The 20,421-nt window shown below is 54.2% G+C and carries 18 protein-coding genes; 12 read left to right on the forward strand and 6 right to left on the reverse strand.

Annotated features, from left to right (window positions below):
• Positions 1–101: 101 nt before the first annotated feature.
• From EQG79_RS10980 to EQG79_RS10995, 4 genes are all read left to right on the forward strand, one after another.
• Complete coding sequence (locus tag EQG79_RS10980) at positions 102–1,166, forward strand: AAA family ATPase (RefSeq protein WP_129601490.1); 1,065 nt, start codon at positions 102–104, stop codon at positions 1,164–1,166.
• Positions 1,159–1,677, forward strand: a complete 519-nt coding sequence (locus tag EQG79_RS10985) for a hypothetical protein (RefSeq protein WP_077922842.1) — start codon at positions 1,159–1,161, stop codon at positions 1,675–1,677. The genes EQG79_RS10980 and EQG79_RS10985 overlap by 8 nt, the downstream gene beginning before the upstream one ends.
• Positions 1,655–2,671 (forward strand): NAD-dependent epimerase/dehydratase family protein, encoded by a 1,017-nt coding sequence (locus EQG79_RS10990; protein ID WP_129601491.1) that lies wholly within the window; start codon positions 1,655–1,657, stop codon positions 2,669–2,671. Before EQG79_RS10985 ends, EQG79_RS10990 begins: the two co-directional genes overlap by 23 nt.
• Positions 2,672–2,830: 159 nt before the next feature.
• Entirely contained in the window at positions 2,831–4,234 is a 1,404-nt protein-coding gene (locus EQG79_RS10995; protein ID WP_077922844.1) for a tetratricopeptide repeat protein, read from the forward strand.
• A gap of 53 nt (positions 4,235–4,287) precedes the next feature.
• Here the strand turns inward: EQG79_RS10995 and EQG79_RS11000 are convergent, their stop codons facing one another.
• Together EQG79_RS11000 and EQG79_RS11005 are read right to left on the reverse strand one after the other, a co-directional pair.
• Entirely contained in the window at positions 4,288–5,133 is an 846-nt protein-coding gene (locus EQG79_RS11000; RefSeq protein ID WP_077922845.1) for a DUF2490 domain-containing protein, read from the reverse strand.
• 113 nt (positions 5,134–5,246) lie between these two features.
• On the reverse strand, positions 5,247–6,212 hold the full coding sequence (locus EQG79_RS11005; RefSeq protein ID WP_394343304.1) for a mechanosensitive ion channel family protein: 966 nt from the start codon (positions 6,210–6,212) through the stop codon (positions 5,247–5,249).
• Between the two features lie 60 nt (positions 6,213–6,272).
• On the opposite strand from EQG79_RS11005, the gene EQG79_RS11010 reads away from it, so the two are divergent.
• Complete coding sequence (locus EQG79_RS11010) at positions 6,273–7,439, forward strand: cysteine desulfurase family protein (RefSeq protein WP_077922847.1); 1,167 nt, start codon at positions 6,273–6,275, stop codon at positions 7,437–7,439.
• 82 nt (positions 7,440–7,521) lie between these two features.
• Here the strand turns inward: EQG79_RS11010 and EQG79_RS11015 are convergent, their stop codons facing one another.
• Both EQG79_RS11015 and EQG79_RS11025 read right to left on the reverse strand, forming a co-directional pair.
• Positions 7,522–8,124, reverse strand: a complete 603-nt coding sequence (locus EQG79_RS11015; protein WP_077922848.1) for an NAD(P)H-dependent oxidoreductase — start codon at positions 8,122–8,124, stop codon at positions 7,522–7,524.
• Positions 8,125–8,551: 427 nt separating this feature from the next.
• Positions 8,552–9,679, reverse strand: a complete 1,128-nt coding sequence (locus EQG79_RS11025) for a trans-sulfuration enzyme family protein (protein ID WP_077922850.1) — start codon at positions 9,677–9,679, stop codon at positions 8,552–8,554.
• Positions 9,680–9,834: 155 nt separating this feature from the next.
• Between EQG79_RS11025 and EQG79_RS11030 the strand changes: the two genes are divergently transcribed.
• The 4 genes from EQG79_RS11030 (at position 9,835) to EQG79_RS11045 (ending at position 14,867) form a co-directional block, all read left to right on the forward strand.
• The gene (locus EQG79_RS11030) at positions 9,835–11,481 is read left to right on the forward strand and encodes a DUF1800 domain-containing protein (protein WP_129601492.1); all 1,647 of its coding nucleotides are present in this window, start codon (positions 9,835–9,837) and stop codon (positions 11,479–11,481) included.
• 16 nt (positions 11,482–11,497) lie between these two features.
• On the forward strand, positions 11,498–13,003 hold the full coding sequence (locus EQG79_RS11035) for a DUF1501 domain-containing protein (protein WP_077922852.1): 1,506 nt from the start codon (positions 11,498–11,500) through the stop codon (positions 13,001–13,003).
• A gap of 54 nt (positions 13,004–13,057) precedes the next feature.
• Positions 13,058–13,897 carry a crotonase/enoyl-CoA hydratase family protein gene (locus EQG79_RS11040; protein ID WP_129601493.1) on the forward strand — a complete coding sequence of 280 codons (840 nt, stop codon included), beginning with the start codon at positions 13,058–13,060 and terminating at the stop codon, positions 13,895–13,897.
• A 70-nt stretch (positions 13,898–13,967) separates the two neighbouring features.
• Complete coding sequence (locus EQG79_RS11045) at positions 13,968–14,867, forward strand: SDR family oxidoreductase (protein WP_240699330.1); 900 nt, start codon at positions 13,968–13,970, stop codon at positions 14,865–14,867.
• Between the two features lie 111 nt (positions 14,868–14,978).
• Here the strand turns inward: EQG79_RS11045 and EQG79_RS11050 are convergent, their stop codons facing one another.
• Both EQG79_RS11050 and EQG79_RS11055 read right to left on the reverse strand, forming a co-directional pair.
• Positions 14,979–16,877 carry a TlpA disulfide reductase family protein gene (locus tag EQG79_RS11050; RefSeq protein WP_129601494.1) on the reverse strand — a complete coding sequence of 633 codons (1,899 nt, stop codon included), beginning with the start codon at positions 16,875–16,877 and terminating at the stop codon, positions 14,979–14,981.
• Positions 16,878–16,926: 49 nt separating this feature from the next.
• On the reverse strand, positions 16,927–18,390 hold the full coding sequence (locus tag EQG79_RS11055) for a sodium:solute symporter (RefSeq protein ID WP_077922856.1): 1,464 nt from the start codon (positions 18,388–18,390) through the stop codon (positions 16,927–16,929).
• Positions 18,391–18,560: 170 nt separating this feature from the next.
• On the opposite strand from EQG79_RS11055, the gene EQG79_RS11060 reads away from it, so the two are divergent.
• From EQG79_RS11060 to EQG79_RS11070, 3 genes are all read left to right on the forward strand, one after another.
• Positions 18,561–18,839 (forward strand): ATP-dependent Clp protease adaptor ClpS, encoded by a 279-nt coding sequence (locus tag EQG79_RS11060; protein WP_077922857.1) that lies wholly within the window; start codon positions 18,561–18,563, stop codon positions 18,837–18,839.
• 92 nt (positions 18,840–18,931) lie between these two features.
• Positions 18,932–19,543 (forward strand): recombination mediator RecR, encoded by a 612-nt coding sequence (recR, locus tag EQG79_RS11065; protein WP_129601495.1) that lies wholly within the window; start codon positions 18,932–18,934, stop codon positions 19,541–19,543.
• A gap of 139 nt (positions 19,544–19,682) precedes the next feature.
• Positions 19,683–20,384: a superoxide dismutase gene (locus tag EQG79_RS11070; RefSeq protein ID WP_077922859.1), complete on the forward strand. Its 702-nt coding sequence runs from the start codon at positions 19,683–19,685 to the stop codon at positions 20,382–20,384.
• The last annotated feature ends 37 nt before the right edge of the window (positions 20,385–20,421 follow it).

Genomic DNA, 20,421 nt, shown 5'->3' on the forward strand with positions numbered 1-20,421 from the left:
CCCGACCGTAACCGGAGCGTCGTAAACCGTTTTGGCCCGCAAAATTAGCAATTCAGGGCCGAACGTTGTTATGTTTACGCACACAGCAATGCCAGACCGCGATGGAGAACACCAGCCAAGAGTCGAATAATTTCCTAAACTGGGTTGAAATCAAAAACTTCAAGTCGATTAATGATCTTCGCTTCGACTGCAAGCGGGTGAATGTTTTTATTGGCAAACCAAACGTAGGAAAGTCAAATATTCTGGAGGGGTTAGGGTTACTGGGTGCGGGGTACAGCGTTGGGAAAATCCTGAATGGATTCGTTCGGTATAGAGACATAAAGCAGCTATATCGGGATAATGATAAGCGGGCTAAAATAGAAGTAGTTACTGACAAGCAACAAATCCAAATTAATGCCCTTCCATCCTTATTCGCAATCGGTGCACAGGGTACTACTAGTATCAATAAAGAAAATTACAGCATAGGCGGACGCGATGGAATCAGCCGTATCATCAGCGCTTCTGGTGCTCCGTCGCGAGAGATCAGTGTTGGCAATGAAGATCATGAAGAGCGGTTCCAGCGCTATTTTCGGGCCGTTAAGAAATATGACTATGGTAACCTTGTAGATTTTACTGACTCACTGGAAACCTATTTAAGTCCTCCCAACGGCTCAAATTTGTATTCCTTAGTTCGGAGTGACAACGTCTTGTGGGCTGAGTTTGCCAAGCTCTTTACCGAGCAACAGCTAGAACTTGTTCTCTATGATGAAAAACAGGAGTTTATTCTGCAAAAAAAGAATGGCCCGTTTGTTACGCAGTATCCTTACTTTTCCATTGCCGATACGTTCAGGCGGTTTATGTTTTACATCACGGCCATTGAATCGAACAGGAACTCCATTCTAGTTTTTGAGGAGCCGGAAGTGCATTCATTTCCTCCTTATGTAAAAGCTATGGCGCATCGAATTGTAGGAAGTGAATCCAACCAATTTTTCGTGTCTACGCACAGCCCTTACTTACTGCAGACGTTGATTAGCGAATTAGATGAGTCAGAATTAGCCGTGTTTATTACGTTTTACAAAGATTACCAAACACAGGTACGCCAGCTAACTGTTGATGAATTACAGGAAGCGCAGGATTTGAGTATCGACTTGTTTTACAACCTTAGTCGCTACGAACCCAATGCCTGATCGCCCAGTTCAATTTCTGCCCGAGTGCCATGCCGACACTGCGCTGATTCGTTTCCTTTTTCCTGACCCATTATTGAGCATTCACACACTGGGTTGCACTGAAGTGGCGAGAACCATGATGTCGCCCCGTGCTCAGCAGTATATGTTGGTTGGTATTGTTGACAACGATAAGAAGCTTGATATTCACTGCAAAGGATTTTTTAGAGACTTTGTTCTGACTGAAGAACGTGATCGGCTTTTAGTGAAAAGATATGTTCAAGCCAACCAGCACATCATAGTTATCGATAAAGCAATCGAAAGCTTCCTGTTGTGGAATGCAGAAACGGTAGATATTGATGTGAGTCAGTACGGGTTTGAGAAGTCGGTCAAGCGGTTGGGTCTTCAACTTAAAACGCCAACGATAGAAACGGATGTTGGCTATCACCAGTTACTAACTGACATTTACAACCGCCAAGCTCCTGGCCTCATCACCCTCGAACGTATTTTGAATGACCTCACCGCTACGCACTAATTCGGTTTTTATCACGGGGGCTACCGGATTTATTGGCTCTCACATGGCCCGTCAGTACCTGCAGGCGGGGTATACGGTCTCGGCCCTGATCAGACCCGGAAAGGGATACGGTATGCTGGCCGACGTTGCCGATCAGATTACCTGGGTCGAAGGGGATGTACTTGACATTCCGGCCCTGGAGACCGCAATTACTCCCGGTATAGACGTCATTCACGCGGCTGCAGTTGTGTCATTCATTCCGAAAGACCGACGCCTGATGGACCAGATCAATGTGGAGGGTACGGCTAATGTGGTCAATGTATGCCTGAAGGCAGGCGTGCGTAAGCTGGGCTATGTAAGCTCCGTAGCCGCCCTGGGCCGACCAACGGCGAAAGGAGCAAAACCGGGCGAGGCCGTAGTCGTTAACGAGACGCAGAAGTGGGAAGAGTCACCGAATAATTCGGCATACGCCAAGTCGAAATACCGGGCCGAACTGGAAGTCTGGCGCGGGGTGGCAGAGGGACTAAACGCCGTCATGGTTTGTCCCAGTATCGTGCTGGGGGTCGGCGACTGGAGCCGGAGCAGCCTGCAACTGGTCAACTACGTCAATAACGAACGACCCTTTTACCCGGCGGGGCTTGTCAACTATGTTGATGTGCTGGACGTGGTCGAATCGCTGTTCTGGCTCATGCAGGCTGAGGTAACGGCCCAGCGCTATATCCTGAATGCAGGCACCATTCCGTACCGATCTTTGTTAGAACAATTGGCAGGTTCATTGGGCAAACGGCCACCTACGCTACGAATAGCCCCTGTACTGACGCAATGGCTATGGCCGCTGGAAGCAGTTCGCGCGTGGGTTACGGGCAAACCCCCGTTGATCACCCGCGAAACAGCCCGGTCGGCCAGTTCGTTATACCGGTACGAAGGTCAGAAAATAGAGCAGGTGGCTGGGTTTCAGTACCGTCCGTTAAACCAGACGCTGCAACGCATTGCCCGCTCCATTTCAGGGGGCTGAACAAGCCGAAAAGAGGCTTAATCGGGCAAGGGAAACGGTTCGTAATTTTTTGAATCGCGGTGTTGCAGTTTCGTTTTTTTGGTTTAAATTTCACTGCCAAAGGATAAACCGCGCCAATGGCTGCGGCCCCTATCCGCCCCACAATTTTAAGGCAATAGCATGGAGCAAGAGTTCGAGGAACGAGAAGGTGACATAAAAGAATCAATCCGGCGTTTTGAGCAAATGCTGGATCAGCAACAGAGTCAGTTTTTCGATCTGGACGTCTATGAGCAAATGGTTGAACATTATCTCAACCAGGGCGATTTAGACAAGGCGTTTAAAGCCGCCGAAGCCGGTTTGGAAAACTTTCCGTACGCGCTGGAACTAATGCTCGATAAAGCCCAGATTCTGGCCAACTACCAACGGTTCGATGAATCGCTGGAGTTACTGGAACGGGCTTCGTTGTTTAATCCGGGTGATCTCGACGTACCCTTTATGCAGGGATCCGTTCTGAACATGGCCGGTCGGTATGAAGAATCAATTTCAGTGCTGGAAGATCTGCTCGACCGCGCTGATGAAAAAGAAGATATCTTATTTCAACTCGGTCAGAGTTATCAGAACTGGGGTAAATACGACGAAGCCATCACCCAGTATAAAAAGTCGATAGCGCTGAATATCAACAACGAAAACGCGCTATACGAACTGGCTTTCTGCCTCGACGTTACGGGCGAGCTGGAGAATAGTCTGGCCTATTATCAGCAGCTGATCGATGCGGATCCGTACTCCTACAATGCCTGGTACAACATCGGGATAGCGTATAGCAAACTGGCCCGCTATCCGGAAGCGGCCGAAGCCTACGATTACGCGGTTATTATCAAGAGCGATTTTGCGTCGGCTCACTTTAACCTGGGTAATACGTACATGAACCTGAGCCTGTTCGAGAAGGCGGAGAGCTGTTACCGCGAAACGCTCAAGTACGAAGAGCCCACCGCCGACACTTACTGTCATCTGGGGGCCAGCCTCGAAAAGCAGGACCGGTTGCCGGAAGCCATCAAAGAATACCGCGAGGCCCTCAAGCTGGACCCTATGTGGGATGAAGCCTGGTACGGAATTGGCGTGTGCCTGAGCGAAACCGGGAAATGGTACGAAGCGCTGCCGTTTTTGCAGAAGGCCGTTAAACTCAACGACAACAACGGAGAGTATCTGCTGGCCGTAGCCGAAACAGAGTATAAAATAGGCAACGTGCTGTCGAGCCTCGAAGCGTTCGAGAAAGCCGCCGAAGTTGACGCCGAAAACCCGGATGTGTACCTGACCTGGTCGCTGGTACCGTTCGATCAGGGCGATTTCCTGCGGGCTAACGAGATCATACAGAATGGGATCGAAGACATGCCGCGCGAAGCCGACCTGTACTACCGGTCAGCCGTTTACCTGATTCATGCCGGTCATTACCGCGAAGCGCTGATCCAGCTTGAAGCCGCCTTGTCGCTCGATTACGATTCTCATGTTCAGCTGTTCGAGTTTTTTCCGGAGCTGGAGAAGCAGAAGGCGCTCTACAAGATCATTCAACAGTACAAGCCCAGTTAAACCGGGTATTTCTGAAACAAACAAGCCGCTGACTGATCAGCGGCTTGTTTGTTTTATTCAGGTCCAACGGGTGATTTCGTTTTCGTTCGGCGTCGGTTTTCCAGATACAGGTACGCGTGCAGGGCGTGATTGAAGCGGAACGTCCGTCGTTGTTGAATGGGGTCTGTTTGCAGGGTGAACTGATTCAGGTACCCGAGTTCGACCCGCAGATTGTCGCGCAGCCGCTTTCCCAAAGCCAGATAAATTCGGCTCTGGTCAAAGCGCCGGGCTGTCCTGGAAACGACCACCATGGGTTCAGCGCTGGTTTGTATGTACCAGGTTTTATCATCTTTATTTTTCTGGAAAACGGGCTTAATCCACCGGATCATAGCCCGCAGCCGAACGTTGAACCGATCGGCCAGCACATCATCAGACTCGCCATCCGACAAAAAAACGTATTCGCTGGTGAGCGTGTCGGTGCGGGAGGGCCAGCGCAGCTCGGAGCGAAACCGGTAAACCAGCTCACTCTTCGGAAGCGGTTTGGTGATGGTTAGTTGCGGAATGATTCGGACTTCCTGAAAAAAGGTGTAAGGCTGAAAGTCATTCGGGCGGCTCCAGGTCCACCACAGACCGATAGGCGAGATCGAAAGACGGACAGGGTCGGTTAACTGGTAGTTGATCCAGGGGCGAAACACCTGCTGAAGGGGATACCGAAACACATTCAGGTCGCGCCCATTCTCGTCTCTCGATTGCCGCCGGTACTGGTGATCCATCTGAAAGCTCCACTTACCGGCGGTCTTGTAAACCAGATTCAGTTCAGACCAGAAAACCGGTCGGTGGCGCACCACATTCTGGTAAGTCTGCGCTATACCAGCCGTCCCGGACAAGCTTATGAGTACGCTAAAAAAAACAGTTCGCATGCAGGGTTATTCCTTATCAGGCCGCAAACTTAAGCAAAGTGCGTCAGGTGCGGCCCATCGAGTGACGGTTCTCTTCGTTAATGAGCTGACATGTAGTGATTTAAGGGGGTTGGTTATTTTTCTTTCTCCGGCTGGAGTACCGAGATGATCCGGTCTGCTTCGGCCTCGTGCTGGCTGGCGAGCTTCTGCTTGAGGTCGAACGTATGGCCGGCAAAAACAATCAGTATATCCTGTTGATCGAAGGCTTGCTTTACGGCTTTGATCGCTTCACTCAGGGCCGCCGGGGCGCTGGTCCTGGCGGGGTTGATCCAGAACCAGAGCATGAACTGGATGGTGTTATCACCAAAGTTCCGATAATGCAGATCGACCGGCCGCTCGGGTAGCACGAAAGGAAGTTGGCGGACGGCCTGTTGCGCCACCTGCTGCGCTTTGGCCAGATCGTCGAGGTACGACACGCCGGCGGTCAGCTCGATCCGGCGGAGGCCGATTCGGGAAAAGTTGGTAATTGGCTTCTGAAATACGTCTTTGCTTGGAATCTCTACGGTCTGTCCCTGGCCATTGTTAAGCACAATGGAGCGGAGTTTGACATCCAGTACCTCGCCGGTGAAGCCGTTGGTTTCGACGACGTCGCCTACCTGAATAGGCCGGGCCAGCGCAATCATGGTACCTGAAATAAAGTTGGTTGTCAGGTCTTGGAAGGCAAACCCCACGGCCAGCGCAATAACACCGGCCCCGGCCAGCAGAGACGTCAGTGCTTTGTCGAGGCCCAGCACCCCCAGGGCAACGAATAACCCAATGGCCATGACGGCTACGCGCGCTACCGCTCCTGTCAGGTTGATTAACGACTGGTTGTTGCTGAACCGGTCAACACCTCTGGATACCCACCGGCTGATCCAGCGCGACAGAAAGGTAAATACCAGCAGCAACAGAATAGCAACGGCTACTTTGGGAATGAATCGGATAGCCGCCCGGGTCCAGTTGGCCAGATCGGTATAAAGGATGTTATAGGTCTGCGAAAAGTCCATAGAAACGGGGTTGGTGGTCTTAGCAGAACGTCCGTCGCTTGTATAGTGTTTCATTGGTAGGCCTATACGCCGTACCTTTGCCGCGGTACGTACTACCATCCGATCTGACTGACAATGACAACTGTTGCCCCCGTTTATCTCGATAATGCCGCTACCACCCGGCTCGATCCTGAAGTACTGGACGCCATGCTGCCGCTGATGACGGAGCAGTTTGGCAATCCATCATCCATTCATAGCCACGGTCGCCAGGTTCGTACGGCAATCGAGAAAGCCCGGAAGTCGGTGGCATCGCTGCTGAATACCTCACCGGCTGAGATTTTTTTTACCTCGGGTGGTACGGAGGCCGACAATACCGCTATCCGCAGCAGTCTGGAAACGTTTGGCATCACGCACGCCATCACCTCGCCAGTTGAGCATCATGCCGTACTGCACACCCTCGAGCATCTGCAGAAGCAGGGACTGGTTCGGCTGAGTCTGGTCAACGTCGACGATCGGGGGCATGTTGATCTGGAACACCTCGAAAAGCTGCTCCGCAGTTTTCCCCGCTCGTTTGTGTCGCTCATGCACGGTAATAATGAAATCGGTAACCTGCTCGATCTGGACCAGGTGGGCCGGTTGTGTCGGCAGTACGACGCCATCTTTCATTCGGACACGGTGCAGACCATGGGCCATTTTCGACATGATCTGCAAAGCCTGCCAGTCGATTTCATCGTAGGCGCAGGTCATAAATTTCACGGGCCCAAAGGGGTTGGATTTCTGTATGTGAACGCCGAGCGCGCAAAAATTCACCCGTTCATCTATGGCGGAGCCCAGGAGCGAAACATGAGGGGCGGTACAGAAAACGTATACGGTATTGTCGGGCTGGCCAAAGCACTGGAAATTGCGTACCGCGATATGGATGCGCACCGACAGCATATTACCGCGCTGAAACAACGGATGATTGAGCAACTGGCCGAAAAAATGCCTGACGTCCGCTTTAACGGTGATTCGGCTGCCATAGGTAGCAGTCTGTATACGGTGCTGAATGTAAGTCTGCCCGCTTCTGACATGAGCGATATGCTGCTGTTCAACCTGGATATTGCTAAAATATCGGCGTCGGGCGGCTCGGCCTGTTCGAGTGGATCAAGCATCGGGTCACACGTGCTGGCGGCACTGCCAGGTCTTGACTCGGAGCGGGGCTATGTCAGATTCTCATTTGGTAAGTACAATACCGCAGCCGAGATCGACTACACGGTCGATACCCTGGTCGGGCTGTATCGGAAAGAGGCCCGGCTCGTTTAGGAAGGACGGTAAGGGATATAAACAGCAGAGCCCGGAGCGCAAACTCCGGGCTCTGCTGTTTATGAGATCTTGGGTGGCTGGCTTATTTGGTTTCGGCCAGTTGCTCGCTGCCAATCCACCGATGCGCTACATTCAGGGTGTAGTCGATAAAGGCGCGGGCGGTACGGTCGTATACTTCGTGGCCAATGAAACGGCCCGCTTCGTCGAGGTTCTTGTCCGTCTCGTGCGATTCGTAGAGTTTGGGCGAGATAATCGAATAGCTGTTGGTGAAGCTGATGATCTTGTTCATGACCGTGGTCATGTCCAGCGCGGGTTGGCGGCCACCACGACCGTTCGAAATGCCGACCATGGCAAAGACCTTGTTTTCGAACAGGTGCTTGAAGGCGGGCCCTCCTAACTGGTGAATGGTATTGCTGGCCTGCGGGGGCGCGGTCCAGTTGTATTCAGGCATGGCAAAGATGACCAGGTCAGCGGCTGCCCAGCTGCTGATAAGCTCCTGCTGAAACGGCGTTAGGGTCTCCTGCTTTACGGAGCCCTGGCCTACATAAGGAATGTCATAGTGTTCAAACGTAACCACCGATACGTCGTGCTGGCCGGTTTCGTTCAGTACGTTACGTACAAAATTTATGAAGCGTAGCGAATTGCCATTCTTACGCGATGAAGTAGAAATCAGGGCGATATTCATAGAGTCGGTTGTGCAAATACAGGGGTGTAACGGTCGGTACAAGGCTTTAGTTTCCCGAAAAAAAGGGGGCTGTCAGGCAACGGTTATGGATTCATATTCCTCTTTGCATCATCCGTCGTTGGGAAACTACAATCAGCAGTTATCATGTACAGCATCCTGGCCATCTGCCTTATCTCCCTACCGATTGGTACGACCCCTGCTCCGACAATTGCCCGGCACGATTCCATTCCCGGGTCTGCGCAACCCGGTATGCCAATAGTCCGGCCCAGGAACGAGTTCTACCGGGATCCGCATGACCCGAAACGGGTTACAAGAGCCACGCTGGATAACATGCCCGCCAGGCAACCCGATACGTCGGAAACCTATTTGATCCAGAAAAAGGTACCGGGCTACAAGCCCCGATTACAACTGCCCCCTAAGCCCTGAATCAGTGCAGCCGATCCAGCGCCTGGGCTAGGTCGGCAATGAGGTCTTCGGCATGTTCAAGCCCAACCGACAGGCGAACCAGGTTCTGCGGGGTCTTCGTGGCCGGCCCTTCAACGCTGGCCCGGTGCTCGATCAGACTTTCTACCCCGCCCAGGCTGGTGGCACGGGTAATGAGTTTCAGCTGCCCGATAAACCGAATAGCATCGTCGGCGCCCCCGTGTACCTGTACGGACAGCATAGCGCCAGGGCCGTTCATCTGCTGATGGATGAGGGCACGATCGGGATGATTGGCCAGGCCTGGGTAATGGACACGTTGTATGGCCGGGTGCCCATCCAGAAAATCAGCTACGGCCTGTGCGGTAGCCATCTGCGCCCGCACGCGTACCCCCAGGGTCTTCAGCCCCCGGCTCACCAGCCAGCAATCAAAGGGCGACGGCACCGCGCCAGACAACCCCTGAATCTGACGAACGCGTTTAGTGAATTCATCGTCCCGCTTAAAAATCAGGGCGCCCCCCAGCACATCGGAATGGCCACTGAGGTACTTGGTGGTCGAGTGCATGACAATGTCGCAGTTCAGGTCGATGGGCCGCTGTAAAACAGGGGTAGCCCAGGTATTGTCGCATACAACCAGCGCCCCGGCTTCGTGGGCCAGGCGGCTAATGGTCAGCAGATCGGTGATGCTAAGCATGGGATTCGACGGCGTTTCGCACCAGACCACCCGCGTATTTTCGTGGAGGGAGGCCTGAACGGCATCGAAGTTGCTCATATCCACGCGGGTATAGGTCAGACCCCAGGGGTGAAATACCTCTTCGAGCAGCGCCGGGGTGCCGTAATACGCATCCGTACCGACAAGCACGTGATCGCCGGGGCGCAGCGCCTGGAAGAGCGCCATGGTAGCCGCCTGCCCCGAGCCAAATGCCAGGCTGGCAGCTCCCCCCTCCAGCGTAATAAGGGCTTTTTCGAGCGCTTCGCGCGTGGGGTTGTTGACCCGCGCGTAACCGTACGGGCCCGGAAGCTCGTTGGCTGCGTTGCGGGCAAAAGTCGTTGCCAGATGAATAGGCTGGACCACGGCCCCGGTAATCGGGTCAGGCTGGTGAGTAGCCAATATGGCCATTGTATCGAATTGCATAAACGTAGCTGGGAAGTCAATCCTGAATCCAGGATCGGGTTAATGAATTGTCAAATAGCAGTACCTACTTGATGAGAAAATGATCGGTTTGTAAAACTCAACGTAGTTAATTTTCTAAATTTGGTGGCTTCGCCCGCTCGAATCCGGCTTCTGAAATGCCCTCTCCTCTGGACCCGTATACTCAGCCGCTCACCGCCCAGACAGCCGCGCATCTGCTGCGACGGGCTACCTTTGGCCCTACAAAGGCCGAAATAACAGCTTTTACGGGATTAACAGCGCAGCAGGCCGTATTTCAACTGATCACGAATGCGAATTATACCCTGCCCGAACCCCTCGACCTGGACGAAAACCTGCCCACAACGGCTCAGCCGTACCTGAACCTGCCCTTTAACGCCGATCGCAATTTTATCCTGGGTCATTACGCCCGGTTCCGATGGCTCGAGATGATGACTACGCAGGCGACTCCGCCCAGTCTGCTGGATAAGCTGGCGCTGTTCTGGCAGAATCATTTCGTAGCGACGCGCAACGTAGTCGGGGATTACCGGTTCATGTTCCAGTACATTAAGTTAGTCCGGAACAGCGCCCTCGGTAATTTTCGCACGTTCGTCATCAACATGACCAAAGAACCGGCCATGCTGCGATTTCTGAACGGAGACGAGAACCAGGTTGGCCATCCGAACGAAAACTACGCCCGCGAACTACAGGAGATCTTCACCGTTGGTGTAACCGATTTTGCCGGGAACCGGAATTATACCGAAGACGATGTCAAGGCAGCGGCAAAGGTGCTGACGGGCTGGAGCCATACCAACTACAACGAACCGGGTTCCACTACCATCTCGACAACGTTTACAGACAGTTTACACGACGCTACGGACAAGGTATTTTCGGCTCATTACGCCAATACGGTTATCAGGGGACGTGCCGTATCGCAGCCGGGTACCCACTCGGCGGGCGATGCCGAACTGAGCGACCTGGTCGATATGCTGTTGCGGCATCCCCAATGCCCCCGGTTCATCTGCCGCAAGCTGTACCGCTGGTATGTGAATCCGAACGTTACCCCAACCGTTGAGACGACTATTATCGAACCACTGGCCGATTTCTTTGCCAGCCCGGCCAATAACTTCGCCATCCGGCCGGTAATTGAAAAACTGCTGACCAGCCAGGCCTTTTTCGATACCGCTAACCTGGGGGCCATGATTAAGTCACCCGCCGACCTTATAATCGGCGCGATGCGTTTTTTCGAACAACCCGTGCCGGCATTGCCCACCGACTACGTCGCCTACCGAAAATACTTCGACTTCATCTATTACCAGATGGATAGTATGCAGATGGGCGTGCTCGAACAGCCTACCGTGTTTGGCTACGACCCATATTACCAGACGGGCTTTTCTAAACTATGGATCAATACAACCACAATTGGGCTGCGGGGAAACCTGACCGATGCGTTTATCTGGCGGTGGCTGGAGCTGAAGCCGGGCTATACGGTCGGCATCGACCTGCTCGGCTGGGTAACGCGGTTACAGCCTAACTTCACCGACGTGGGCGGTACGCCATCCATCACCTGCGTCGACATTCTGGCTGAATTTACCAGGCATCTCTATGCGACCGGCTTATCGATGGCTCAGCAGGATTTTGTCATCGATACGATTATGATGCAGGGTATACCCCGCCTGTCCTGGACATTCGAGTGGAACAATTACCGACGTAATCCCGCCGATCCCGGAAGCCGCTACGGCGTATTGTGGCGGCTGCAGAACCTGATGAAATTTCTGCTCCGTATGGCGGAGTACCATGTCTGCTGAGCTATGACTAGTTAATATGAAACGTAGAGACTTTATCTCCGCCGTATCGGCCAGTATGGCACCGGTCATGCTCGACGGGTTTGGGCTGAAAGCCATGAACCGGCAGTCGGCCCTGGTGCAGTCGCTGCTCCAAACATCGGCCGTCAATACGGATCGGGTGCTGGTCATTGTTTACCTGAACGGGGGCAACGACGGGCTCAATACGGTCATTCCGCTCGATCAGCTATCGCTCTATAACTCCCTCCGGAGCAATATCGCCATCCCGCAGAATCGGGTGCTGACCCTCGACGGAAATCCGACAACGGGATTTCATCCGGCCATGACGGGCATGCGGGATCTGTATAACGACGGAAAACTAACGGTAATCCACTCGGTGGCATACCCCAACCCGGACCAGTCGCACGCGCGATCGACCGATATCTGGATGACAGCCGCCGATTCTCAACAACTGTTAACGTCGGGCTGGGCGGGCCGCTATCTGGACAACCGATTCCCGGACTATCCGGCCAGCTACCCCAATCCCCAGATGGACGACCCGCTGGCTATTCAGATCGGGTACGTAACCTCGACGGCTTTGCTGGGCAGCCAGCAGTCGATGGCTATTGCGCTGAACGACCCCGACAATTTTTACGCCCTGGTCGGAACGGATCCACCGGCGCCGGGTGAACAGCAACCCGGCGATGCGGGCGAGCTGATTACGTTTATCCGCAAACAGCAGACCCTGGCCGTTGGCTACGCCGACAAGATCCGGCGGGCGGCTGAGGCCGGCCGGAACCTGGCTGTTTATCCCGAGTCGTACGAAAAAAATTACCTGGCCGATCAGCTCAAAATCGTGGCCCGTCTTATTCACGGGGGCATGAAATCAAAAATTTACTATGTGTCGCTGAACGGGTTCGACACCCATTCGGGGCAGGTCGACAGTACCGACGTGACCCAGGGAGAACACGCCATGTTACTGGGGAAAGTCGCCAAAGCCATCGCCACCTTTCAGCGCGACCTGGCCCTGCAGGGTACCGAAGACCGGGTCATCGGGATGACCTTCTCTGAATTTGGCCGGCGGGCTAATTCCAACAACTCGAAGGGGACAGATCATGGCGTAGCCGCGCCCATGTTCGTTTTCGGCTCGGGGGTTAAACACCAGACCATTGGCCAAAATCCTGACCTGGCTAACCTGAGCGGACAGTTTGGCAACAAAGAAGTGACCATGCAGATCGATTTCCGGCGCGTTTATGCCGACATCCTGAACGACTGGTTTGGTACGGCTCCGGCTACCACCAATACGATACTCGCACGCAGCTTCCCGACCGTATCCCTGTTTTCGAACGTGGTAGAAACCCTGTCGTCGGGAAGCTGGCAGGAGCCGGGCCGCTGGACGGTAGGGCGGGTGCCGTTTGCCAGTGAATACGTAAAAATCAACGCCGGCCATACCCTGATCGTGGATCGCAATATTACCGTCCGACGGATGCAGGTGGCCGGCCAGCTGAAGTTTACGGGGCCGTATTCGATCCGCATGACGGGCTAATGCCTAAATCTGTTACCTTTACGCCTAACCGTATGCAAGCATACTATTCGCGAAATGGAACAGACCTATCAATCGCTCCAACTAACCGAAGCCGACGGCGTCATGACCGTTGTGCTGCTTGGCCCTGGCAAAGGCAACGCCATGGGACCCGAATTCTGGGAAGAATTACCCCGGGCTATGGATGAGATAAACCAGATGCCCACCGTGCGCTGTATCCTGTTTAGGGGTAGCGGAGATCATTTCAGTTATGGGCTCGACGTAGCCCGAATGCTGCCCCGAATTGCCAGCATGGCTACCGGCAACCCCATGGCCGACGAACGTCGGAAGCTGATGGGACAGATTCGATTCATGCAGTCGGGCTTCGTAAAGATGCACGAGTCTCCCAAGCCGGTCATTGCCGCTGTGCATGGCTGGTGTATCGGGGGGGGGCTGAACATGATTGCCGCGGCCGACATTCGGCTTTGCTCACGGGATGCGCGCTTCAGCCTGCGTGAAGCCAAATTGGCCATTACCCCGGATATTGGTGGTCTTCAGTTTCTGCCGCATCTGATTGGGCAGGGCTTCACCCGCGAAATGGCCTTCACCGGGGGCGACTACGATGCCGCTTTTGCCGAACGAACCGGTTTGGTCAATCACGTGTACGATACGCCCGAGGCCCTGTTCGATGCGGCTCAGGCGCTGGCCCGTCAAATTGCGGACAATCCTGCTCCGGCCGTACAGGGTGCCAAAGAGGTCTTAAACTATGGCATCGGAAAAGATCTGGAAGACGGCATGCAGTACGTAGCCGTCTGGAACTCGAGCCAGATGCAGTCGGCCGATTTTAGCGAAGCCATGCAGGCTACCCTGGATCGGCGCAAGGCCGAGTTCAACAAAAAAGTAAACCGAGGGTATTAACGAGTGCGTTGGTCTGGGGTTTCTCAGCGACAACCACTCACTTTTTTCTTTACGCCTAGACTGTTAAACCATGACCACAGGAATGCTGCGCGATGGAGCGCTGAACGGAAAAACCATCATTGTTACGGGCGGGGGCACCGGCCTCGGTAAGTCGATTAGCCGGTACCTGATTCAGTTGGGTGCTAACGTCACCATTTGTAGCCGGCGGCAGGCTGTGATCGATGAAACGGCCCGCGAGCTTACCGAAGAAGCGAGCCAGTTGACCGGGGCGGGGCAGGTACTGGCGGTGGCCTGCGACGTCAGAAATCCCGAACAGATCGAGAACGTAATGGCCGAGACCATTGCCCGATTCGGTCAGATCGATGGGTTGCTCAATAACTCGGCCGGTAACTTTATTAGCCCTACCGAGCGGCTTTCCTACAAAGCGTTTGATACCATTGTCGACATCGTACTGCGCGGGACGTATTACTTCACGCTGGCCGTCGGGAAATACTGGATCGATAACAACATCAAAGGCACTGTACTGAATATATCAACGACCTACGCCACGACCGGTTCTGGTTATGTGGTGCCGAGTGCGGTTGCCAAAGGCGGAGCCCTCATCATGACCAAGTCGCTGGCCGCTGAGTGGGGGAAATACGGCATTCGTCTCAACGCCATTGCTCCGGGGCCGTTTCCGACGAAGGGGGCCTGGGATCGTTTGTTTCCCGAGCCGCTGGCCAGCATGATGGACCCGACCAGCCGTATTCCGTTAAAACGCGTTGGGGAACACGGTGAACTGGCCAATCTGGCCGCTTTCCTGCTTTCGGACTATTCGGGTTATATCACGGGCGAGAGCATCACCATCGACGGGGGTGAAGTGCTAGCTGCCGGTGAGTTCAGCCACCTCGAAAAAGTGACCAATGACCAGTGGGATATGATCGAGCAGACCATCAAGCAGGCCAACAAAGCCAGCAAAGGCCAGGCCTAAAAACACCCCCGGGTCTCGATACGCCTATAGGCTACGTGTCCTGCTCGCTGGTTTGCTGGTAGAGTCAACCGTCAGTGAGCAGGACACGTAGAAAAATCAGTCGCCGGCCGGTTATTTCCCTTCTTTAAGCAGCTCGACAACTAGGGTTACTTCATTTACGGTAGCTTCGGGCGTGCCGGTATAGCCTATTGCCCGGTAGCGGATTCGGCCATCGGGTCCGATCACCACTTTGGTCGGTATTCCCAGGACGCCATAGGCCGTTGACACTTTCTGCTGAAGATCGAGCGGAACAACGAACGGGTAGGGGTTCTTGCTCATATACTCCCGAACCCGCTGCACCCGGCCACCCTCGCGGGTATTCACAAACAGGAACCGAACGGCCGGGTCGTTCTGAAAACGGGCCTGCGCCTGCTGCATGGCCGGAAACGACGCAATACAGGGCGCGCACCAGGTAGCCCAGAAATCGAGCACGATCACCTTGCCCCGCAGGGCTGCCGATGAGATCGTTCGACCCTGCAGGTCGGTCAGTGAAAAAGCCGGAGCGGGTTCGTTGATCAGCCGTTCGCGCAGTTCGTCCCGCTGGTCGGCGCGCAGGTCGGCTTCCAGTTCGGTCAGGTAGGCATCGGCTTTGGCCGCGTTCTGACCGGGTTGTTTGGCATACCAGTCGTGCAGGGCTGCTTTAAGCCGGGGCGTTGCTTTTCCTACGCTGACAGCCGCTTCGGCCAGGGGACGGGCTTCGGTAGCGTGGTTCGTCCGCAGGGCACACAGATAGTAACGCTCGTTGGTACGCGGGTCGCTGGTTTCGGCCTCTTCCGGATTGATAACCCGCTGATAGGCAGCATAGGCCTCGGCATCTTTACCCTGTTGTTCGAGCGCGCGGGCCAGGGTATTATGGAGAGCCCGTTGCCGGTTTTGCCGCTCCTGATTCCAGTCGCCCCGGAAGGTGGCGGGTTTTCCCTGGGCGTCCAGCAGGGCCATTGCTTTTCTGACCAGCTTTTCTGCTTCGGGGAGCGACCGGCGCTCGTCGGCGAGCTGGAAAGCCATGGTATTCAGCATCAGTACATCGGTATGAGCGGGCGGCTGCGTCTCCACAAAGGTCAGCAGGCCGGGGAGATCGTTGTTTTTGAAGTAGCCATCAGTAATTAAAACCGTCAGGCCGGGGGCATAGGGCGAGTTAGGGAACTCTCGTATGTAGGCCTGATACAGCGCCCGCCGACGAGTCCAGTTCGGCTCATTTCGGATGGTGGCTGCCCGGTCTTTCTGCGCCAGCGACCCCGCTGGGTCGACCGTTTTCATGCGTTCCCGTTGCAGGTTGGCGCTTTTAAAGTCGCCCAGACTTTCGTAGAGTAGGGCGGCAGCCGTCAGGTCGGCCGTAGATGGCGCTGGTACAGACTTCAGATAAGCCCCAATGGCAGTCTTGACTTTGGGGCCGTAGCCCGGTTTTTTCTGCTTGACCAGGGCGGCCAGGTAATCGGACCAGTACTGTGGGTAAACATCCGGATACTGGGCCAGCTCCTGTTCATAAAGCGCGATGATGCGGTTGAGATCGGGTTTGCTGGCTGGCGCTGTCTCGTATACAAAGTGGGTTCGTGTAAACACAGAGGCCTGACCGCCGATGGCGTGCGGAAGCGGTTGCCCGGTGCTGTCGCAGACGGGGATGACGTACAGCTGACCGTTGTTCAGATCGGCCCGCTGGGGCTGGCGGCTGTTTCGAAACAAAAGCATTACCCCCGCCACATCCTTTTTCGGTAACCGGAATTCGCCTACGAAGACGTCGCCCCGTCGCGTGAGCACCAGGGGCGTAGGCCGGCTCAGCTGCATAACGGCCGGGGCTCCGTACCGAACGTACCGGCCTTCGATCAGACTGTCGGCCGCGAGGCCCGTACTCTGTGGCGAATAGGTGAGGGAAACGACCTGATCGACTTGCGGACTAGCCGGCAGGAACCGAACCTGGGCCGTTGCCGCAAACGAGAGCAATACCAGTATGACCAGGCAACGTAAAGCGTTCATAACGAAGTTAGAGTAGACACGGATGAATTGTAAAGCCAGCGCTGTTTAATTAAGCGGTTACCGGCTCCGCTTCTTTAACGGGGCGTGACACGGCCCACAGACCGACAAATGTGAACAGGCCGTTCAGCAGCAGCCGTTCGAAACCAAACTGGTAGCCGTTGAACCAGGCCGCCGAGTTTTCGTTGACAATGTAGGTCAGTACGGGCGACGCCAGACAGATAAACGGTACAACCCAATCCAGCACGGGCCGTTTGCTGAAGATACCGAATGCGTACAGCCCCAGCAGCGGTCCATACGTGTATCCTGCAATATCAAAAACGGCCGTAATCACTTCTTTACTGTTAAGCTGCCGGAAAACAATGATTACCACATAGAACAACAGCGAAAACCCAATGTGTACAATGTGCTTGATGCGGGACCGCTCGGCTTCGGGTCGCGCTTCAACATTCATGAAGTCGACGCAGAACGAGGTAGTCAACGCGGTCAGGGCCGAATCGGCGCTGGCGTAGGTAGCTGCTGTGATGCCGAGCAGAAACGTAATACCTACCACCAGCCCAAGGTGGTTCAGGGCCAGTTGCGGGTAAAGGTCATCGGTCCGGGTCGGTATGGCGATTCCTTCGCGCTGGGCATACTGGTAGAGGAGCACGCCCAGCGACAGGAACAGAAAGTTCACGATCACCATCGTAAAGGTGAACCAGAACATGTTTTTCTGCGCTTCGCCAATGTTTTTGCAGGTCAGGTTTTTCTGCATCAGATCCTGATCCAGACCCGTCATCACGATGGCAATGAAAATACCCGAAATAAACTGCTTGAAGAAGTTCTTCGGATCATTGGCATCCCAGTAAAAAACCTGCGACATGCTGCTATCCTGAACGGTTTGTACCAGTCCCCCAAACGACAGCCCCAGTTCCCGGGAGATCAGGTAAATGGTCAGGATAACGGCGGTGACCAGAAAAATGGTCTGCAATGAATCGGTCAGGATGATAGTTTTTACGCCCCCTTTAAAGGTGTAGACCCAGATCAGACCGATCGTGATCAGCACCGACACCCCGAACGGGATGCCCAGTCCGTCGAACAGCGCGATCTGCAGCACCCCAGCCGCTACGTACAGCCGAACGGCCGACCCCACCGTACGGGCCAGCAGAAAGAAACCGGCTCCGGTCTTGTAGGACCAGAATCCGAATCGTTTTTCGAGATAGCCGTAGATAGAAATCAGATTGAGCCGGTAATAGAGCGGCATCAGAACGGTTCCGATGACCAGATAGCCGATGATATAGCCCAGAACGACCTGAAAATAGGAGAACCCGATCTTGCCCACAGCGCCGGGAACCGAGATAAAGGTAACGCCGGACAAGGACGTGCCGATCATGCCGAACGCAACCAGCCACCAGGGCGACTGCCGGTTTGCGGTAAAAAAAGTAGTGGTGTCAGCACCCCGGGCGGTATAGAACGAGACGGCAATCAGCATGCCGAAATAAGCAACCAGAATGACAAGAGCAATGGTGGTATTCATAGGCGGTTGTTACGCAAGACGCAGTGAAGTAAACGAGCGTTCAGGCTATTGATAAACAGCAGAAAGAGCAACTTTTTAGCCTGAAACGAGGTTGTTTATACGGTGGCCTTCGGCTTTCAAAAGTGCCAAATCTGCCGTAAATTTGCTAAATAATCAGCATTTCATTGCCCATGCAACCTTTTGAAGAAACATACACCGACGTGCTCGACGAGGTGGTCGATACCGACGTGCACAACCTTGTTGTCTTCAATGATGACGTAAATACCTTTGATCACGTGATCGAAACCCTGATCGACGTTTGTAAGCATACGCCCGAGCAGGCCGAGCAGTGTACGCTGCTGATTCATTACAAAGGAAAATGCAGCGTCAAAAACGGCTCCTGGGAGGAGTTGGTGCCCATGCGCAATGAAATTTGCCGACGCGGAATTTCAGCAGAGGTACTGAAGTAGTGAGGAGGGATGGATTGTGAATGCCGACGTTCATGAGTTCATCGTTGTACCGGCCACCCGGTCATAGTTCACATTCATAATTCAATATACCCTTGGAGTATCCGTCTAAACTGATAGAAGATGCGGTGAACGAGGTGTCGAAACTGCCGGGTATCGGGAAGAAAACCGCACTCCGGTTAGTACTGCATCTGCTCAAACGTGACGAAGAACAAACCGAATCGCTGGCCCAGAGCCTGACGGCCATGCGCACCCAGGTAAAATACTGCCAGAAGTGCCATAACCTCTCCGACCATGACCTCTGTGGCATCTGCGCCAGTACCAAGCGTGATCAGACGCTGATCTGCGTGGTTGAAGATACACGCGATGTGCTGGCTATTGAGAATACCGCGCAGTACAAAGGACTTTATCATGTGCTCGGTGGCATTATCTCGCCGGTAGAAGGTATCGGTCCCAGCGATCTGCAGATCGATTCGCTCGTGAACCGGCTGCGGGGCGACGAAGGGGAGCAGGTGCGGGAAATTATCCTGGCGATCAGCCCGACCATGGAGGGCGACACCACGGCCTTCTATCTGCAGAAGAAACTGAAGCCCTTCAACCTGAAAATCTCGACCATTGCCCGTGGCATTCCCATCGGGGGCGATCTGGAATATGCCGATGAAGTTACACTGGGTCGTAGTATCCTCAGCCGTATCGCCTACGACTAATGGTGCCCTGGGGCCGGCCGTGGCGGGCGGTTACTCGCTTTATTGGTAAAACTGCCTTTCTTTGCGCTTATTGAAACATCTGGCCCGCTGGCCCGTTCGTTCAGTAAGCGCATTATTTTTTCTACAAACCAACATTCGCATGAACCGTACTGAGTTTCTGAAGCTGGCTTTGGGGGCGTCGGCAGGCCTCGTGGCTACCCGTTCCTTTGGTTTTTTACCCTCGCAGGCCGAAGGTCCGTTTAAACTGGCTCCTTTGCCTTTTGACGCCGGTGCGCTCGAACCCCATATCGACAAAACAACGATGGAGATTCACCACGGCAAACACCATAAAGCCTATGTCGATAATCTCAACAAAGCCGTGGCTATGCCCGAAAATGCCAGCATGGCCAAAATGAGCATCGACGATCTGGTGAAAAGTATCGATAGCAAAACGCCGGCTGCGGTTCGGAACAATGCGGGTGGCCACTGGAATCATACGTTTTTCTGGAATACCATCGGCCCCAACGCCGGAGGTGCGCCAAAAGGAGCACTGGCAGCTGCCATCAACAAGAAGTTCGGCTCGTTCGATAATTTTAAAACAGAGTGGGGTAAAGCGGCTACCGCCCGTTTCGGTTCAGGCTGGGTATGGCTTATCAAAACCGGCGACGGGGTTGACATTACCACCACACCGAATCAGGACAATCCGTTAATGGCCCTGGCTGAGAAAAAGGGCACCCCGCTTATGGGACTTGACGTCTGGGAACATGCCTACTACCTCAAGTACCAGAACCGCCGGCCCGAATACGTTACGGCCGCCTGGAACGTGTTCGACTGGAACAAGATCGGAAAGAACTTCGGCTAACAGACTGAAAAAAAAGATCAATCCCTGGTAACCCGCT

The organism is Spirosoma sordidisoli, from assembly GCF_004138325.1.
Taxonomy (GTDB): domain Bacteria; phylum Bacteroidota; class Bacteroidia; order Cytophagales; family Spirosomataceae; genus Spirosoma; species Spirosoma sordidisoli.

Coding starts and splice junctions, on each gene's coding strand:
- EQG79_RS10980 (WP_129601490.1), top strand. CDS start 102: ATGGAGAACACCAGCCAAGAGTCGAATAATTTCCTAAACTGGGTTGAA.
- EQG79_RS10985 (WP_077922842.1), top strand. CDS start 1,159: ATGCCTGATCGCCCAGTTCAATTTCTGCCCGAGTGCCATGCCGACACT.
- EQG79_RS10990 (WP_129601491.1), top strand. CDS start 1,655: ATGACCTCACCGCTACGCACTAATTCGGTTTTTATCACGGGGGCTACC.
- EQG79_RS10995 (WP_077922844.1), top strand. CDS start 2,831: ATGGAGCAAGAGTTCGAGGAACGAGAAGGTGACATAAAAGAATCAATC.
- EQG79_RS11000 (WP_077922845.1), bottom strand. CDS start 5,133: ATGCGAACTGTTTTTTTTAGCGTACTCATAAGCTTGTCCGGGACGGCT.
- EQG79_RS11005 (WP_394343304.1), bottom strand. CDS start 6,212: ATGAAACACTATACAAGCGACGGACGTTCTGCTAAGACCACCAACCCC.
- EQG79_RS11010 (WP_077922847.1), top strand. CDS start 6,273: ATGACAACTGTTGCCCCCGTTTATCTCGATAATGCCGCTACCACCCGG.
- EQG79_RS11015 (WP_077922848.1), bottom strand. CDS start 8,124: ATGAATATCGCCCTGATTTCTACTTCATCGCGTAAGAATGGCAATTCG.
- EQG79_RS11025 (WP_077922850.1), bottom strand. CDS start 9,679: ATGCAATTCGATACAATGGCCATATTGGCTACTCACCAGCCTGACCCG.
- EQG79_RS11030 (WP_129601492.1), top strand. CDS start 9,835: ATGCCCTCTCCTCTGGACCCGTATACTCAGCCGCTCACCGCCCAGACA.
- EQG79_RS11035 (WP_077922852.1), top strand. CDS start 11,498: ATGAAACGTAGAGACTTTATCTCCGCCGTATCGGCCAGTATGGCACCG.
- EQG79_RS11040 (WP_129601493.1), top strand. CDS start 13,058: ATGGAACAGACCTATCAATCGCTCCAACTAACCGAAGCCGACGGCGTC.
- EQG79_RS11045 (WP_240699330.1), top strand. CDS start 13,968: ATGACCACAGGAATGCTGCGCGATGGAGCGCTGAACGGAAAAACCATC.
- EQG79_RS11050 (WP_129601494.1), bottom strand. CDS start 16,877: ATGAACGCTTTACGTTGCCTGGTCATACTGGTATTGCTCTCGTTTGCG.
- EQG79_RS11055 (WP_077922856.1), bottom strand. CDS start 18,390: ATGAATACCACCATTGCTCTTGTCATTCTGGTTGCTTATTTCGGCATG.
- EQG79_RS11060 (WP_077922857.1), top strand. CDS start 18,561: ATGCAACCTTTTGAAGAAACATACACCGACGTGCTCGACGAGGTGGTC.
- EQG79_RS11070 (WP_077922859.1), top strand. CDS start 19,683: ATGAACCGTACTGAGTTTCTGAAGCTGGCTTTGGGGGCGTCGGCAGGC.